This window comes from Vitreimonas flagellata, assembly GCF_004634425.1.
In the GTDB taxonomy this organism is placed as follows: domain Bacteria; phylum Pseudomonadota; class Alphaproteobacteria; order Caulobacterales; family Aquidulcibacteraceae; genus Vitreimonas; species Vitreimonas flagellata.
Window position 1 is genome coordinate 145330 of sequence record NZ_SBJL01000003.1, and the last position, 16048, is coordinate 161377.

13 protein-coding genes and 1 pseudogene are annotated in these 16048 nt (G+C 62.0%); 10 read left to right on the top strand and 4 right to left on the bottom strand.

Annotated elements, in window-relative coordinates:
* The first annotated feature begins 27 nt into the window (after window positions 1-27).
* Complete coding sequence (locus EPJ54_RS13555) at window positions 28-879, top strand: lipoprotein N-acyltransferase Lnb domain-containing protein (protein ID WP_135212277.1); 852 nt, start codon at window positions 28-30, stop codon at window positions 877-879.
* A gap of 158 nt (window positions 880-1037) precedes the next feature.
* On the opposite strand, the gene EPJ54_RS13560 is transcribed toward EPJ54_RS13555, so the two are convergent.
* Together EPJ54_RS13560 and EPJ54_RS13565 are read right to left on the bottom strand one after the other, a co-directional pair.
* Window positions 1038-1796 (bottom strand): pseudouridine synthase, encoded by a 759-nt coding sequence (locus EPJ54_RS13560; protein ID WP_135212278.1) that lies wholly within the window; start codon window positions 1794-1796, stop codon window positions 1038-1040.
* Between the two features lie 9 nt (window positions 1797-1805).
* The gene (locus tag EPJ54_RS13565) at window positions 1806-3263 is read right to left on the bottom strand and encodes a tetratricopeptide repeat protein (RefSeq protein ID WP_135212279.1); all 1458 of its coding nucleotides are present in this window, start codon (window positions 3261-3263) and stop codon (window positions 1806-1808) included.
* A 201-nt stretch (window positions 3264-3464) separates the two neighbouring features.
* Between EPJ54_RS13565 and EPJ54_RS13570 the strand changes: the two genes are divergently transcribed.
* From EPJ54_RS13570 to EPJ54_RS13595, 5 genes and pseudogenes are all read left to right on the top strand, one after another.
* Complete coding sequence (locus tag EPJ54_RS13570) at window positions 3465-3824, top strand: YciI family protein (RefSeq protein WP_135212280.1); 360 nt, start codon at window positions 3465-3467, stop codon at window positions 3822-3824.
* Window positions 3825-5066 (top strand): RNA polymerase sigma factor, encoded by a 1242-nt coding sequence (locus tag EPJ54_RS13575; protein WP_135212281.1) that lies wholly within the window; start codon window positions 3825-3827, stop codon window positions 5064-5066.
* A gap of 60 nt (window positions 5067-5126) precedes the next feature.
* Window positions 5127-5582, top strand: coding sequence for an SRPBCC family protein (locus EPJ54_RS13580; RefSeq protein WP_239590930.1), 456 nt, complete (start codon window positions 5127-5129; stop codon window positions 5580-5582).
* 124 nt (window positions 5583-5706) lie between these two features.
* Entirely contained in the window at window positions 5707-6312 is a 606-nt protein-coding gene (locus EPJ54_RS13585; protein ID WP_135212283.1) for an OmpW/AlkL family protein, read from the top strand.
* A 176-nt stretch (window positions 6313-6488) separates the two neighbouring features.
* Window positions 6489-6791 (top strand): annotated as a pseudogene (locus EPJ54_RS13595) (endonuclease domain-containing protein).
* Window positions 6792-6879: 88 nt separating this feature from the next.
* On the opposite strand, the gene uvrB reads toward EPJ54_RS13595, so the two are convergent.
* Window positions 6880-9204, bottom strand: coding sequence for an excinuclease ABC subunit UvrB (gene uvrB, locus EPJ54_RS13600; protein WP_135212286.1), 2325 nt, complete (start codon window positions 9202-9204; stop codon window positions 6880-6882).
* Window positions 9205-9288: 84 nt separating this feature from the next.
* Here uvrB and EPJ54_RS13605 point away from each other — a divergent pair, with 84 nt between their 5' ends.
* Genes EPJ54_RS13605 through EPJ54_RS13615 form a run of 3 tightly spaced genes read left to right on the top strand, consistent with a single transcriptional unit; the run spans window position 9289 to window position 11983 of the window.
* Complete coding sequence (locus EPJ54_RS13605) at window positions 9289-10419, top strand: 3-oxoacyl-[acyl-carrier-protein] synthase III C-terminal domain-containing protein (protein WP_135212287.1); 1131 nt, start codon at window positions 9289-9291, stop codon at window positions 10417-10419.
* Entirely contained in the window at window positions 10419-11084 is a 666-nt protein-coding gene (locus EPJ54_RS13610; protein WP_239590931.1) for an iron-containing redox enzyme family protein, read from the top strand. The genes EPJ54_RS13605 and EPJ54_RS13610 overlap by 1 nt, the downstream gene beginning before the upstream one ends.
* The gene (locus EPJ54_RS13615) at window positions 11084-11983 is read left to right on the top strand and encodes a DUF6999 family protein (RefSeq protein ID WP_135212691.1); all 900 of its coding nucleotides are present in this window, start codon (window positions 11084-11086) and stop codon (window positions 11981-11983) included. The genes EPJ54_RS13610 and EPJ54_RS13615 overlap by 1 nt, the downstream gene beginning before the upstream one ends.
* Here EPJ54_RS13615 and EPJ54_RS13620 read toward each other — a convergent pair.
* Window positions 11980-12510, bottom strand: coding sequence for a hypothetical protein (locus EPJ54_RS13620; RefSeq protein WP_135212289.1), 531 nt, complete (start codon window positions 12508-12510; stop codon window positions 11980-11982). The two genes, EPJ54_RS13615 and EPJ54_RS13620, sit on opposite strands and share 4 nt — an antisense overlap.
* Before the next feature lie 356 nt (window positions 12511-12866).
* On the opposite strand from EPJ54_RS13620, the gene EPJ54_RS13625 reads away from it, so the two are divergent.
* Window positions 12867-15869: a TonB-dependent receptor domain-containing protein gene (locus EPJ54_RS13625; RefSeq protein ID WP_135212290.1), complete on the top strand. Its 3003-nt coding sequence runs from the start codon at window positions 12867-12869 to the stop codon at window positions 15867-15869.
* Window positions 15870-16048: the final 179 nt, after the last annotated feature.

A 16048-nucleotide genomic window follows, 5' to 3' on the forward strand; every position in this document is an offset into this window, starting at 1 on the left:
ACTAAAGCGAGTGCGGCGGAGGGCGTTTTGAAGGCTTTGTTTGCATGGTTTGGCGCGCATCCGTTGCGCCCGGCTTTGGTCTCGATCGTCGCCATTCTGGTGTTGGGCTCGGCCGCCGCGATCAGCGGCCCGGCGCGCGCCGACCGCAATTGGTATCCGTATCTTGGCCGTGATGTGAGCATCGAGCTGAACCAAGGCGCGTTCTCTGTCTCTCCTGTAAGCGATTGGCGTTATTTGGGCGCGGAGGTCGCCGAGGAACGCTATTTCGATGCGTCGTTCGACGTGGCGGACTTGCGCAATGTTTGGTTCGTCTTGGAGCCGCAGCCGGGCTCGACGCTCGCGGCGCACACGTTGTTGCTATTCGAATTCAGCGACGACCGCATCGTCGGCCTCACCATCGAAGCGCGCCGCGAAGTCAACGAGGATTATGATGCGCTGGTCGGCATCTTCAACGCGTTTGAGCTGGCCTATGTGTGGGGCACCGCCCGCGACTTCCTGACGCGACGCGCCGTGATGCTCGATCATGAAGTGTTCGTGTATCCGGTTGCGATCAGCGACGAACAGAAGCTTGTTCTGCTTACGCGTTTGATCGAGCGCACAGACGCGCTCGAACGTACGCCGCGTTATTACAATACGATCTTCTCGAACTGCACGAACGAACTCGCGAAAGCCGCCGGTTTCGATTGGGCGCCGGCGTTCATTCTCACAGGACGCTCGGACGAATATCTCTACGAGCGCGGCATTCTGCCGGGCGCGAGTTTCGAACAAGCGCATCGACGTTCGGATATGACCGAATTCATCCAGGCGTTGAACCAAGCGCCGCCAGAAATGTTCGATGCGGCGCTGCTGGCGGAGCTCCGCCGCCGCAATGGGATGTGATCATTTCTCGTGCGTGATGGCGGTAACGAGACCGAGCACGGCGAGAAACGTCGCCATCGCGCCAACCACGAACCAAACGAACCAATGCAGCATACTCGTCTCTCCCAGACGCGGAGAGGATAGATTCGCGCGCACGCGCCGCTTTGAGGCGGATCAATTCATTTGCTGTCGCGGATTATGGCCGCGCGTTCGGTCTCTGTCAGCGCGCGCCATTTGCCTTCGGGTAAGTCGCCGATTTTGAGCGGGCCGATACGAATGCGGTAAAGGTCGGTGACGTCGAGATCGACCAATTCGCACATGCGCCGGATTTGCCGGTTGCGGCCTTCGGTCAAGGTGAAACGCAAGCGTTGCGGCTCGACCTGTTCGATCTTCGCCGGCTTCAATATGCGGCCATCGAGCGACAGGCCATGCCGCAGCAATGCAAGCTTGCGATCATTGATCGGTCCGGCGACGCGAACGAGATATTCTTTGTCGAGCTTCGAGTCCGGCCCGATCACGGCTTTCGTCAGTACGCCGTCTTCGCTGAGCAGCAAAAGACCGCGTGAATCTTGGTCGAGCCGGCCGAGCGGGGGCAGGCTTGTCGTTTTCGTCGGCATCACTGGCGCCGCGCCGATCAAGTTTGCCTGTGTCAGCAGACGCGCCGCGGGCGCCTGATCCCGTTCGGGCTGCGACGATACGAAGCCGGTCGGCTTGTTGATCACCGCGCTGATCTTCGCTGCGGCGTGCGCTGCGCCAACTTCGATCTTTTGCCCCGGCAGAATCTTACGGCCCGGATCGTCGACGCGTTGGCCATCGATGCGCACTTGACCCTTCGCGATCAACTCCTCAGCTTCGCGACGCGAGCAGACGCCCTCGCTCGCGAGCCATTTATTGACGCGCTGCGGCTCCGCACCGGCATAGGTTTTCGACCAAGTCACCCAGCCTTGTTAGCGGCAGGTTGCACTCGCTTGCAACGCACGCAGGCGCTGCACGGCCAAGGGCTGGATACGCAATTCGTCGCGCATGCAGGCCAGGCCCTGGTAAAGCACGATCGCGCGCGCACGCTCCTCAGGCAAACCGCTGCGCAGCATGTCGGCCAGATTGAACATGGACGGCGCATGGTTCGCGCGCGCCGCCATCTCATAAAGCGCCTTGGCGCGGCCTTCGTTGCGCTGCACGCCGATGCCGTCGCGATAGAGCGTGGCGAGCATGTGCTGCGCGTCGGTTTGGCCCTGGGTGACGGCTTGTTCGAGGAAAGGCAAAGCCGCTGTCGGATCGCGCGGGCCAGCGGGGCTGTCGCGCAGCCAACGCGCGTAGAAGAATTGGCCGCGCGCATCGCCGCGTTCGGCGGCGGCGAGAAAGAGCCGGCCGGCTTCGGCTTGCGCGTCGATCGAAGAACTGCCGGCGAGCACTTGCGCATAATCGATTTGCGCGTTGGTCCAACCCAAGCGGGAGGCTTCAGCAAGACGTTCACGCGCCGCCGCTTCGCTGATGCCCGCATGCGGCGCTGCGCGACGCAGCACCCAGGAATAATAGAGTCCAGCCGGTTGGTTTTGCGCAGCGGACGCGTCGCAGAATTCTCGCGCCGCCGTCGGGCTCGGCAGGAAGCCTTCGGCGCCGGCGAGGTGGCCCAGGCAAGCGAGCGCTTGCGCAATCGGCTCGCCGCGCTCGGCGCCAGATTTGATCTCGCGCGCACTCGCCGCATCAATCCGCGCCGCCGTATCGCGCCATGCTTCGGCTTGCAGGCGCGAAACGGCAAAGCGCGCCCCTTCCGCCGGCGGTGCGTTCGCCGCAGCGATCTGCGCACGTGGCGCGGGCGCTGATGTTGGTGCGGCGTCGGCCATTGCGGTGAGGAAGGCGAAATCGCCGTTGCGGAACGCGTTGATCAAACGCCCGGCGCCGAAGCCGACGACGAACAGAACAGCGAGCGCGATACCGAGCGTTGCGAGGCCGCCGCTCTTCTTCTCTGGCGTAGTGCGCAGCAACGCCGCGCGCGCCGCCGCCAGCGCTGCCGGCATGGCGGCCGGATCGGCTTTGGTCGGCGAGAGCTTGTCGAGTTCGACGATCAGCGCGCCGAACCGCTCTTTGAAAATGGTGCGATCGCCGCGCGCGAGATCAATGCGCGGCGCTGCGCGGAAGAGGGCGGGTGTCGCGTCCTTCTTCAGTTCCGCGTTGACCAGCTTCTTGCGGTCGAGCGCCATCGTCACTGCGGCGGTCAGCCAAGTCGGCGCTGGCTCCGCGGACCAGAGCGTCAAAACGCACTTGGCCGCTTCCACCTTGGCGGGGATTTCGGCTTCGGCCGGGGGTGCGGCGTCGGCCTTGAAGCCGAGAGCGCAGAGCACTTCGGCGAGGCCGCGCGCTCGCGCTTCCTCACCCGGCGCCGCAGCAATCCAAAGCTCCGCCATCTGTCCCTCGCGCGACCATCTCAACCGAAACGAGGGCAGCGCCGTCAAGCGTCGGATTGGAACATTGCAGCGTCTTAAGCTATTGCCCGCGTTGCGGATTGTCGCCGGTCGCATTTCCCGCACGGGAGGCTGGGAAATTGCTGGCGAGGGTGTCGGCGTCCGGCCACATCGTTCGTCTTTGCAGGTATGAGGCCCTATCCGATGAAATACGCGCTCCTTTGCTACAATGACGAAGCCGCCGTCTTTTCCTGGACCAAGGAAGAGGACGAGGCCGTGATGGCGCGCCTCAATATCGTGCACGAAAAATGGGAGAAGGCCGGCAAGCTGAAGCCGTCGATCCGGCTGTTGCCGACGAGCGCTGCGACCACGTTGCGCAAGAAGGACAACGAAGTGCTCGACGGCCCCTACGCGGAGACCAAGGAGCAATTGCTCGGCTTCTACATCATCGACGTCGACAGCTTGGAAGAGGGTCTTGAGTTCGCGCGCGAACTGACGGCGGCCAATCCAGGGGGCGCCTACGAGCTGCGGCCGATCATGATCTACAACGAAGGCGCCCGCTAAGTGGGTGATCTCGCCTGGATCGATGCTGCGCTTGTGTCGGCGCGGCCCCAGGCGGTCGCGGCGCTGCTGCGTTATTTCCGCGATCTCGATCTGGCCGAGGAAGCGTTTCAGGACGCTTGCCTGCGCGCGCTGAAGAATTGGCCGACCAACGGCCCGCCACGCGATGCGGCCGCTTGGCTCATTATGGTGGGCCGCAACGCGGCGATCGATGTGACGCGGCGGCGGGCGAAGCAGACGGCGCTTCCCGATGAGGGGACGCTTTCCGATCTGAGCGACGTCGAAGAGGCGGTCGTTCAGCGGTTGGATGAAGCCGATTATCGCGACGACGTTTTGCGCTTGCTGTTTATCTGCTGCCACCCGGATTTGCCGGCGACGCAGCAAGTTGCATTGGCGTTGCGCATCGTGTCTGGGCTCAGCGTGCAACAGATCGCGCGTGCGTTTCTCGTCGGCGAAAGCGCGATGGAGCAGCGGATCACACGCGCCAAGGCGAAAGTCGCCGGCGCTGGCGTGCCGTTCGAGGCGCCGGGCGCTGCGGAACGCGCGGAGCGTTTGGCTTCGGTGATGGCGATGGTCTATCTCGTGTTCAACGAGGGCTATTCCGCTGCTGATCCCGCGAGCGACCGGGCCTCGTTGTGCGATGAAGCGATCCGGTTGGGACGTTTGCTTTTGCGTATGTATCCATCGGAGCCTGAACTGATGGGCTTACTTGCTTTGATGCTGTTGCAGCATTCGCGTTTGGCGGCGCGGTTTGATGCTGAGGGCAATCCGATTTTGTTGGACGATCAGGATCGCACGCTGTGGAAGCGTGCGCCGATCCAGGAAGGCTTGGCGCTGATCGATAAGGCGATGCGATCGCGCAAGCCTGGGCCTTATCAAATTCAAGCGGCGATTGCTGGGCTTCATGCCGTCGCCGATACGCCCGCTGAAACGGATTGGGCGGAGATCGATGGGCTCTACGCGGCGTTAGAACAACATTCTCCCTCTCCTGTGGTGACGCTCAATCGTGCGGTGGCGGTGTCGAAATTACGTGGGCCCGAAGCAGCGCTGGCTATGATAGCGCCGCTGGCGGAGCGGTTGGATAAGTATTTTTACTTTCACGGCATGCGCGGCGCGATGCTGAAGGAGTTGGGCCGCACGAAGGAAGCGCGAGAAGCCTTCAATCAAGCGATTGCGCTGGCGAACACGCCGGCGGAAGCGGCGCATATTCGTCAGCATCTGGATTCGCTCGCGCAGATAAAATGAACCGCTCTGTCGGTTCGCTGCGGGCTCGCTCGTCCTAGGTTCAGTCAAATGGAGACGAACATGACAAACTACGAACTCGCGATTGAACTCGAACTCGATGCGCCAGCGGAGAAATTGTTTCGCTGCTATGCGGAGCCGAATTTGCTAAAGCAATGGTTCGCACCGCGCCCATGGACAATCAAAAGCGTCGACAATGATTTTCGTCCCGGCGGCCGCAGTTCGTTTGTGATGGCCTCACCCGAGGGCGAGGAATATCCGAACGCGGGGCTCTATCTGGAGATCGTGCCGAACAAGAAGATCGTCTCGACCGATGCGGTGACGCCCGATTTCAAACCGGCGGGGCCTTTCATGATTGCGGAAATCACGTTCGAAGATCTCGGCAACGGCAAAACCAAATACCGCGCTGTTGCGCGGCACTGGACCGAAGAGACGATGAAGCAGCACGAGCAGATGGGCTTCAAGGAAGGCTGGACGCAAACGGCGCGGCAAATGGAAGAGCTGGCGAAGACGCTTTAATCTCTGCGCAAGAAAGCCGCGACCTTCTGTCCGTACATTGGGGGCGTCACTGTTGATCATAATCAAATCGCGATCGTGACGCCTCCGTCATCATGGCTCCGCTGTGAAAGCACAGGGGTAATCCATGATGAAGTTTGGGGCGGCCGCAGCAGCGGCCTTCGCGGCCTTAGCGCTGGCGACGCCCGCCAATGCGGGCATTCTTGACAATTTCCAGATCAAGGTCGGCGTCTCCGGCGTTCTGCCGGATGAGAGCGGCGACCCAATTCCGGTCGACATCTCCGACGAATGGGTGCCGTCGGCGCAGATCGAATATTTCTTCAACGATCACGTCTCGGCTGAATTGCTCTGTTGCGTTGCGACGCATGATGTGACGGCGTTGAATGGCACGATTGATCTCGGCGAAGTTTCGCACTTCCCGCCGACCGTGACGCTCAAATATCGTTGGACCGATTTCGGCGCGTTCGAGCCCTATGTCGGCGCCGGCGTCAATTTCACCACCTTCTACGACAGCAATCCGCCGTCGGGTTTGGACGTCGAGTATGATGACTCGTTTGGTCCGGCTTTGCAGATCGGCGCCGATTATCGCGTCGATGAGCATTGGTTCGTGAATTTCGACGTGCGCCGCATCTGGATCAACACGGACGTGACGATCTCGGGCGCGGTCAATGCGACGGATGAAGTCGATATCGACCCGTGGGTGGTCTCGACCTCGATCGGCTATCGCTTCTGAACCTTCACGGGGTGCGGGCGAGTCCTCTCCCTTCACGCACGGACCTGCATCTCTTCAGAAGTGATCTGGGGACGCGCGACGAAGTTTCGGCTTCGTCGCGCGTAGCCTTTTGGGCATGCGTCGGCGCCCCGCTTTGGCAGGGTGTGTGCGTTTGGCGATGTTGCGGCGTTTAGCTTGTGTCGGAGAAGGCGGGGCATCTGTGGCGCGTGTTGCGCGGGGGGCGTTTTCGCGAGGCGAAGTTTCGGCGGCAGCATGCGATCGGGCCTTAGGTGGTGGATATCGCGTGCGTGAGTTTGCATCTGGTGATGGAAGTCGATGGACCGTCGCATGGCGATGCGGAGCAGGCGGCGTTTGATGCCAAACGCACAGCTGGTCTCGAACGCTGGGGCGTGGCGCGGATCGCGAATGTCGATGTGTATGCCGGGGCGACGGGTTCTACGATTTTCTCTATCGCGCGCTTCAGCCGCCCGATGAGTTAGCGAATGCGCGGCAAACCTTGGTCAAAGTCTGAGCATCGGGAAGGTTGTATTTGAACTCATGTCTGTTGCGGTACGAGCGTCGTTGTCATTAAGGCCCCTTCCGCCGCCGTCCGCGATAGGGCGCTTTTGCCTTTCGCACCGTGGCGCCCGTCGCCGTTGCGCGATCGCCGTCGCGGTTTTCGCGCACGGCGTCGTTCGCGGCGGCGCTGATGGCGCTTTGCCTTGCTAGGGGATCGTCGGCGATGAGGAGTTCGGTGGTTTGGAGTTTTTTGATTTCGTCGCGCAGGCGTGCAGCGGTTTCGAATTCTAGATCGGCGGCCGCGTCTTTCATCTGCTTTTCGAGATCGGCGATGTAGGACTTGATGTTGTGGCCGATGAAGGGGGCGCTGTCTTCGCGGAGACCTTTGCCGCCGCGTTCTTTGAGGCCCGCGCCGCGTTTGAAGCTCATCGGATCGCGCGGATCGATGGTCAGGGAATCCTTTTCATAGACGCTGTCGAGGATGTCCTTGATGTGGGACTTGATGCTTTGCGGCGTGATGCCGTGTTCGAGATTGTAGGCGGCCTGCTTCTCGCGGCGGCGCGTGGTTTCAGCCATCGCGCGCTCCATCGAGCCGGTGATCTTGTCGGCGTAGAGGATGACCTTGCCGTCGACATTGCGGGCGGCGCGGCCGATGGTTTGCACGAGTGAGGTCTCGCTGCGCAGGAAGCCTTCCTTGTCGGCGTCGAGAATGGCGACGAGTCCGCATTCGGGAATGTCGAGGCCTTCGCGCAGCAAATTGATGCCGACCAGCACGTCGAAGGCCCCCAAGCGAAGATCGCGGATGATTTCGATGCGCTCGACAGTGTCGATGTCGGAGTGCATGTAGCGCACGCGCACGCCTTGCTCGTGCATGTATTCGGTCAAATCTTCGGCCATGCGCTTGGTGAGCACGGTGACGAGGGAGCGGAGATCCTTCTTCGCCGCTTCTTTCACCTCGGCGATGACGTCGTCGACTTGGCTGTGCCCATGCGCTTGCACCGGGCGCACTTCGACGGGCGGATCGATCAGGCCCGTGGGGCGGATGACTTGTTCGGCGAAGACGCCGCCGGTGCGTTCGAGCTCCCAGCCGCCTGGCGTGGCCGAGACGTGGATGCTTTGCGGACGCATCGCGTCCCATTCCTCGAACTTGAGCGGACGATTGTCCATGCACGAGGGCAGGCGGAAGCCGTAATCGGAGAGCGTCTTCTTGCGATTGAAGTCGCCGCGATACATGCCGCCGATTTGCGGAATGGTGACGTGGCTTTCGTCGGTGAAGACGAGCGCGTTGTTGGGGATGTATTCGAACATGGTCGGCGGCGGCTCGCCGGGTTTGCGGCCGGTGAGATAGCGGCTGTAATTCTCGATGCCGGCGCAGGAGCCGGTGGCCAGCATCATCTCCATGTCGAAATTCACGCGCTGTTCGAGGCGCTGCGCTTCGAGCAATTTGCCTTCGGCTTTGAATTGCGCGAGGCGGCCGTCGAGTTCGACTTTGATCTGCTCGACGGCCTGTTGCAGCGTCATTTTCGGCGTGACGTAGTGCGAATTGGCGTAAACTTTGACGGCCGGCAGCGCGCCGGTTTTGCGGCCGGTGAGCGGATCGAATTCGTCGATGGCTTCGAGTTCGTCGCCGAAGAACGAGAAGCGCCAGCAGCGATCGTCCAAGTGCGCAGGCCAGAGTTCGACGGTGTCGCCGCGGACGCGGAACATGCCGCGCGCAAAGCCCGCTTCGTTGCGCTTGTAATGCGTGGCGACGAGATTGCGGATCAGCTCCTGGCTGTCGATCATGTCGCCGGCTTTCACCGTGAACGTCATGCTCGTATAGGTCTCGACCGAGCCTATGCCATAAATGCAGCTGACGGAGGCGACGATGATGACGTCGTCGCGTTCGAGGATCGCGCGCGTGGCCGCGTGGCGCATGCGGTCGATCTGTTCGTTGATGTTGGATTCTTTCTCGATGTAGGTGTCGGTGCGCGGCACGTACGCTTCGGGTTGGTAATAATCGTAGTACGAGACGAAATACTCGACTGCGTTCTCGGGGAAGAATTGTTTGAACTCGCCATAGAGCTGGGCGGCGAGGGTCTTGTTCGGCGCAAGGATGAGTGCTGGGCGCTGCACCGTCTCGATCACCTTCGCCATGGTGAAGGTTTTGCCCGAGCCGGTGACGCCGAGCAGGACTTGGTCCTGGTCGTTGCGTTGCAGCCCTTCGACAAGTTCAGCGATCGCGGTCGGCTGATCCCCGGCGGGTTCGTAATCGCTGACCAGTTTGAAGCGCTTGCCGCCCTCCAGCTTCTCCCACGCGCGCTCCGGCCGATGCGGCATCCACATCGCGGCGGTCTTGTCGAAAACGGCCGGCGCTTCGGCGACTCCAGGAGGTGTGGGGCGAGAAGAGGGCATGACTTGGAATAATGGGCGCCCCGAAGGCCAAATTCCAGCCACGGATTGCGCGGACAGATTGTATGCTGCCATGTAAGAGAGCGCATGAGCGATTTGCGGGACGGATACATCGTTGGCACGGGCGTGTTTCTGCCGGGCGAGCCGGTTGGGAACGACGCGATGGAGGATCATCTGGGCCGCATTGCGGGCCGGGATTCCCTCTTCGGCAAGAAGGCGTTGCGCTGGAATGGCGTCGAGAGCCGCCATTACGCGATGCGCCCGGATGGCAGCGTGACGCACACATTGGCCCAGATGAGTGCAGAGGCGGTGCGCACGGCGCTGGATGCGGCGGGGCTTGAGCGGCGCGATCTTTCCATGCTGGCGAGTGCGGCGACGCAAGGCGATTATCTGGTGCCGGGCCATGCGTCGGCCGTGCACGCGGAATTGGGCGCGGGCGCGCTTGAGGTGGCGAGTTTTCAGAGCGTGTGCGGCTCGTCGCTAATGGCGGCGAAATCGGCTTGGCTTGCGGTGCGTGCGGGTGAGCACGATGTGGCGGCGGCGTGCGCGGGTGAGTTTTCGTCGCGCTGGTTTCGGCCGAGCTTCTATGAAGGCACGGCGCTCGTGGATGCGAAGGGGCGTCTGCGCGCGGAGGCGGATTTTCTGCGCTTCACGCTTTCCGATGGCGCCGGCGCGATCGTGGTGGAGCCGAAGCCGCGGCCGGGCGCGCTCAAGATCAATTTCATCGACATCGTCTCGCTCGCCGATCGTTTCGATCCGTGCATGTGGGCCGGCGCGCCGGTCGAGACACGCGCGGACATGGCGAGCGCATGGGCGCATGTGGGTCCGCGCGCGGCGCATGAAGCGGGCGCGATGGCGCTGCTGCAGGATTTCGAACTTCTGAAGAAGGTGATCCGCGCTTGGGTCGGCGCTTATCTGCAGAAGGTGGACGAGGGGCGGATCGTGCCGGCGGAGGTCGATCATTGCCTAGTGCATTATTCGGCGAAATCGCTGCGCGCTGAGATCGTGTCGCTGTTGGAAAACACTGCGGGCATGGTGCCGGAAGAGAAATGGTTCTCGGTGTTGCGTGAGGTTGGCAATGTCGGCTCGGCCTCGATCTGGGTGATGCTGGATCGCTTGGTGCGGAGCAGGCGCGTGCAGCCGGGGCAGAAGATTTTGTGCGTAGTGCCGGAGAGCGGGCGTGCGCTGGTCGGCTTTATGATGCTGGAGGCGGTGTGATGTCTGATGCTGCGTCCGATGTGCTGCGCAAGCTCACCATCGTGTTCACCGAATTTGAAGGCCGCCTCGAGCAAACGCATTTGATCCGCAAGCTCACGCGCGGGCGGTTCGAATTGGCGGATTACCAGGCGTTTCTCATTCAATTGCGTCAGCAGGTGAAGGATGGCGCGCTCTGGATGTCACGCGCGGCGTCGAATATCGATGAAGCGCACTTGGAATTGCGCTCGGCTTTGATGCGCCATGCTGTGACGGAGCATCGCGATTTTCGTTTGCTGGAAGCGGATTTCATCGCCAGCGGCGGCGACGCGACGATCATTCGTAGCGCGGAGAAGAATGTCGGCTCCGAAGCGCTGTCGGCCTGGATGTTTCATGAGGCGAGCAAGCCGAACCCGTTTGGTTTGCTGGGCGCGATGTGGATCATCGAAGGCTTGGGCTCGATCAAGGCGCAGGAATGGGGCCGGCGCGTGAAAGATACGCTTGCGCTGCCCGATGAAGCGGTGCGCTTCCTGCTTTATCATGGCGAGAACGACGCCGCGCACATCGAGGAATTCAAAGACATGCTGGCGATGGTGTTGCCGGACGACGCGGTGGCCGCGCGCATCGTGAAGACGGCGCAAGTGACGGCGCGGCTTTATGCGCTGCAGATCGAGGAAATTCTGCCGTGATGGGCGCAACGCTCGATCTCAGCACCTACGATCCGGACGATCCTGATCCGTGGCTGGCGCTGCATCTGGATCAGAGCATGCCGATCGATCCGGAGGCGAAGGCGGCGTTGTTGCGCGGCGCTGCATCGTGGTCGCGGCGCTGGATGTTCAACATCATCCGGCCGTTCGTGTTCGTGTTCTTCCTGCTGGTGAAGATTCTACGCGGGCTTTCGCCGCGCTATCCCAATCTGAACGGCCTGCTGCACAAGACGATCCATTGGGGCCTAAAGACATTCGCGACGCCCGACGCGAATTTGCTGATCGTGCGCCATTTCAATATCGGTACGGAGCTGTTGGCCTTCATTAAGGCGAATGCTGGCGATGTTGAGATCAACACCGTGCCGCTGCGGCCGCGCACGCTGAAGGATTTGGAAGACAACGTCTTCCTGCAGCACGATCTCAACGTCTTCAATTTCGTGATCCAACTGAACGCGAGCCTGCGTAAGCAAGGCCGCGATCTTATGCCGGTCGACCGGCCGGACTTTTCGATGATCTCGGACGAGCCGTTCAAGATTCCGCGCACCAAGAAGGGCTGGCTCAATTTCGTCGACGTGCAGACGGCGGTGGAGGTTTACACGCCGCTCTATGCGCTCATGCTGCCGCGCTCGGATTTCATCCGCGCCTCAAACTCGCTGCAGCTCGATGAAGTGGTGGCGATCTATATCGGCAAGATCCTGGGCACGGATTATCACCTGTCTTTCATCAAGAACGGCCACCCGCTGGTGCCGCTCTCGACCATGCAGGCCGGGTTCCGGCTGATGCTGCATGGGTTGGATTGTGAGGCGCTGCACGGCTGGCTGCGCCTGATGAAGCGCCGCCAGGCCGCCGGGCTGCCGATGGACCCGCGCGCGCGGGTTTAGCTCGCGCGCCGCACGCGGTGGCCGGCGCCGCCGCGTGACGAGGTGAGCATAAAGGTTCCCAGAGCGGCTTGGCGGATGGTCACGGTGTCGCCGACGCGGACATTGGCGGCGCGCTCGGCCTCGACCTGGTCCCAGGACTGACCATTGGACAGGACAAAGCGGCGGCGCTCACGCGAGGCGCCGCTCACATCCACGACTTGCGCCTGGATTTCCTCGATGCCGCCACGCTCGCCGTTGGAGCCCGGTAGAAGACGGCTGAGATTGGGCAGGCTGAAGCCGAAGGATTCGCGATCGAGCGATTCGGCCTGTTCGCGATCGATGGTGACGATCTGGCCTTGGGTTTGCGCCGTCCGCAATCGACCGACCGCAGAATCGTAGCAGGCGAGACGCTGCGTATCGTCCTCGATTTCGGCGCAGCGGAACGCATCGGTCAGGATTTCCGGCGCCTCCGGGCGTGACGTCTGTGCGACAGCCATCGGCGCGCTGATCAGGAGAAAAGTCGCCGCAATTATCCCCAGACGCGTCATGCCCAACTCCCACCGGATACCGCTGATTTCGTTATACTCTAAGGCTCTGTTTGGGCCTTGCACAGTCTGGCTCCCGCTTGGCGCCGTTTGCCTGGGCGCCGTGCTCGCTTTGAGACCAAAAGGCCACACTGAGCGACCAGCAACCGATCCAAGGCGGAAATTTGGCCGAACGCTATTTGACCTGGGCCAAAATGTGTCGTTAGCGTTCCGGCCAGCATGGCGGAGGTGAGCCCGAATGATCGTTCGGGCAGTCCCTGGGGGGACGGCAAGCTTCCGTGAGCCGCCGAGCGATTGTCTCTCGGTCTTTTGAAATAGGTCGTGGCGCCGGGAGGCGGCACTTCTTGGGGGTTCTTAGGATGTCAAAAAAGACACAGTCCGGTAATCGGCGGTCGCTGTTTGCTGGCGCGTCGGTTCTTGCCGCCGCTGCTGCCGCTCTGACGGCCACGCCGGCGGTTGCGCAAGATGAAGAAGAAGAAGCGATCGTCGTCACCGGCTCGCGCATTGCCCGTCAGGACTATGTGGCGAACAGCCCGATTGTGACGGTTGGCCAAGAAGCGCTGGAAATTTCGGGCGCGCAAACGGTCGACACGCTGATTAACCAGCTCCCGCAATTCGCGCCGGGCATCAACCAAAGCGCCAACAACCCGTCGAACGGCGGTCAGGCGAACATCCAGCTGCGTGGCCTCGGCGCCAACCGTACGCTGGTGCTGTTGAACGGCCGCCGCGTCGTTCCGTCGAACTCGACCACGACCGTCGACGTGAACGTTCTGCCAGCTCAGCTCGTCGGCAACATCGAAGTTGTGACCGGCGGCGCCTCGGCTGCTTACGGTTCGGACGCCGTCGGGGGCGTCGTGAACTTCCAACTCCGTGAATTCGAAGGCTTCGAAATCAGCGCTCAGTACGGCATCTCGGAAGAGAGCGACGGCGAGCAGAACTCGATTTCGGCGGCTCTCGGCGGTGAATTCGACGGCGGCCGCGGCCGCGCGATGTTCATGGCCAGCTGGGACCAACGCGAAGTCATTTACAACGCCGCCCGTGACTTTGCTGCGTTCTCCGGCCCGTCGGGCGCCAGCCCGCTCGGCAACACGGTGTTCGAAGCGACCAACGCGCCGCTCGAAGCTACGGTTGACGCTACGGTTGGCACCTCGCTCCTGGCGACCAACAACCTGGAAACCTTCGGCTTCAACCAAGACGGCACGCTGTTCTCCTATTCGAACCGCGTTGGCTTCAACAGCCCGGGCGGCATCGGCTTCGACGGCAACAATGCGGCCGTCTATCCGGGCAGCCCGATCGCCAGCGCCGACTTCGCGTACACGACCGGCTTCCTGAACTACATGGTTCTGCCGCTTGAGCGTTGGAACGCGTTCTCGTCTGTCGAGTACGACATCAACCCGAACCTCACGGCGTTCGGCGAATTCCTCTACACGCAATACACTTCCGCGAACGAGTTGGCGGCGACGCCTGCGGCAGCCGGCACCGGCTTCCGCGTGCCAACCACCAACCCGTTTATTCCGGCTGAACTCGCCACCCTGTTGGCGAGCCGCCCGACCCCGGGCGGCACGTTCCGTCTCGACAAGCGCTTCACGGCGCTCGGCGGTCGCAACGCGGAAGAACGCTACAACGTTTCGCAAACGACGTTCGGCCTGCGTGGTGATCTGACGGAAGAGTGGACGTTCGACGTCTACGCGTCGTACGGCCGTATGGACCGTGACACGATTCAAACGGGCAACGTCTCGCGCGGTGCGGTTCAACGTCTGTTGAGCGCGGCCGATGGCGGCGCTTCGCTCTGCACCGGCGGCTTCAACCCGTTCGGCGACCAGGCTCTGTCGCAATCGTGCGTCAACTACATCGGCCGCACGTCGAAGAACGTCTCGGTCTATGAACAGCGCAACGTGGAAGCCACCATCCAAGGCTCGCTCTTCGAGCTGCCGGCTGGTGAAATCCAAGTCGCTCTCGGCGCTGGCTATCGCGAAGACTCCTTCGAATTCATCCCGGACGGCTCGCTGTCCGCGGCGATTTCGTTCCAGCCCACCGGTTGCGGCGCGGCGACCAACCCGTGCTTGACCGGCAACGATGTCGCCGGCTTCAACCCGGCCAACCCGCTCGCGGGCGGCACGGACGTGTTTGAACTGTTCGGCGAAATCCTCATCCCGGTTATCCGCGACGTGCCGCTCGCCGAAGAAGTCAACTTCACGCTCGGCTATCGCGTGTCGGATTACAGCACGGTCGGCCAAGTCGAGAGCTACAAGGGCGACGTGGACTGGACAATGTTCGATGGTCTCCGCTTCCGTGGCGGCATCCAACGCGCCGTTCGCGCACCGTCGGTCGGTGAGTTGTTCGCCATCCCGACGCTCGGCTTCCCGTCCATCGGCAACCCGCTTGCCGCCGGCGTGCCGGCGTTCAGCGGCGACCCGTGCGACTCCCGCAGCGCATATCGTTCGGTCACAGCGCCTGCCGGCGTGGGCGACCAAGCGGCCGCGAGCAACACCGACATCGAAAACCTCTGCGTCGCCCTCGGCGTCCCATTGGCTGCGATCAACTCGTACACCTTCACCAACAACCAGATTCCTGCCGTCAGCGGCGGCAACCCGGACCTGTTGGAAGAAACGGCTGACACGTGGAACGCCGGTTTCGTCTTCACCCCGCGCTTCGATGGTCTGCTCGAGAACCTCTCGGTCTCGGTCGACTATTGGAACATCGAGATTGAAGGCATCATCGGCACGGTTGGCGTCGGCACGGCGCTTGACCAATGCTTCAACAGGAACGGCACCTCGAACCCGACTTACGACTCGAACAACTTCTTCTGCCAGCTGTTCACGCGTGACGCTGGCACCGGCCAAATGACCGACTACGCAGCCAGCAACCAGAATCTCGGCGGTCTCCGCACCAGCGGCGTCGATATCTCGCTTGATTGGTCGCATGAAGTGGGCCCGGGCGATCTGGGTCTCAACTGGATCGGCAGCTGGCTGGAAGAATCCACCAACCAACCGCTTCCGGGCGGTCAGTGGATCGACACCACGGGCACGATCGCGAACACGGTCGCTTCGGCTGCGCCGGAGTGGAAGTGGACGGGTACGCTGTCCTACGCCGTTGGCCCGTTCTCGGTCGCCGGTCGTATGCAGTGGATCGATGAGATGCAAAACTTCAACGTTGCGTCTCAGCAGATCCCGCAAACCACGTACTACGACCTGCTCGGCAATTGGGACGTGACCGACTACCTGACGCTCCGCGCAGGTGTGAACAACGTCACGAACGAAGAGCCGCCGGTTTATACGACGGGTGTGCAGGCGAACACGGACCCGGCGACGTACGACGTCGTTGGTCGCCGCTTCTTCGTCGGCCTTCGCGCGCGCTTCTAATGTGCAAGGGCGGGCTGAGACGGGTTTCTCGTCTCAGCCCTGCTCGAACAGTGGAAGACAAGTTCAGGGACAGACCTTCGGGTCTGTCCCTTTTCTTTTGCGCGTGGGTTTTGAGCGCCGGAGCCCTTACAGGCACATCGTCGGAAGCATGCAGATTCCGCGTTGAAGCTGCGCGCTTC

What these genes read in the sequence shown, in the direction of transcription:
- EPJ54_RS13565 (WP_135212279.1), bottom strand. Translation starts at nt 3,263, where the DNA reads ATGGCGGAGCTTTGGATTGCTGCGGCGCCGGGTGAGGAAGCGCGAGCG.
- EPJ54_RS13570 (WP_135212280.1), top strand. Translation starts at nt 3,465, where the DNA reads ATGAAATACGCGCTCCTTTGCTACAATGACGAAGCCGCCGTCTTTTCC.
- EPJ54_RS13580 (WP_239590930.1), top strand. Translation starts at nt 5,127, where the DNA reads ATGACAAACTACGAACTCGCGATTGAACTCGAACTCGATGCGCCAGCG.
- EPJ54_RS13585 (WP_135212283.1), top strand. Translation starts at nt 5,707, where the DNA reads ATGATGAAGTTTGGGGCGGCCGCAGCAGCGGCCTTCGCGGCCTTAGCG.
- uvrB (WP_135212286.1), bottom strand. Translation starts at nt 9,204, where the DNA reads ATGCCCTCTTCTCGCCCCACACCTCCTGGAGTCGCCGAAGCGCCGGCC.
- EPJ54_RS13605 (WP_135212287.1), top strand. Translation starts at nt 9,289, where the DNA reads ATGAGCGATTTGCGGGACGGATACATCGTTGGCACGGGCGTGTTTCTG.
- EPJ54_RS13610 (WP_239590931.1), top strand. Translation starts at nt 10,419, where the DNA reads ATGTCTGATGCTGCGTCCGATGTGCTGCGCAAGCTCACCATCGTGTTC.
- EPJ54_RS13615 (WP_135212691.1), top strand. Translation starts at nt 11,084, where the DNA reads ATGGGCGCAACGCTCGATCTCAGCACCTACGATCCGGACGATCCTGAT.
- EPJ54_RS13620 (WP_135212289.1), bottom strand. Translation starts at nt 12,510, where the DNA reads ATGACGCGTCTGGGGATAATTGCGGCGACTTTTCTCCTGATCAGCGCG.
- EPJ54_RS13625 (WP_135212290.1), top strand. Translation starts at nt 12,867, where the DNA reads ATGTCAAAAAAGACACAGTCCGGTAATCGGCGGTCGCTGTTTGCTGGC.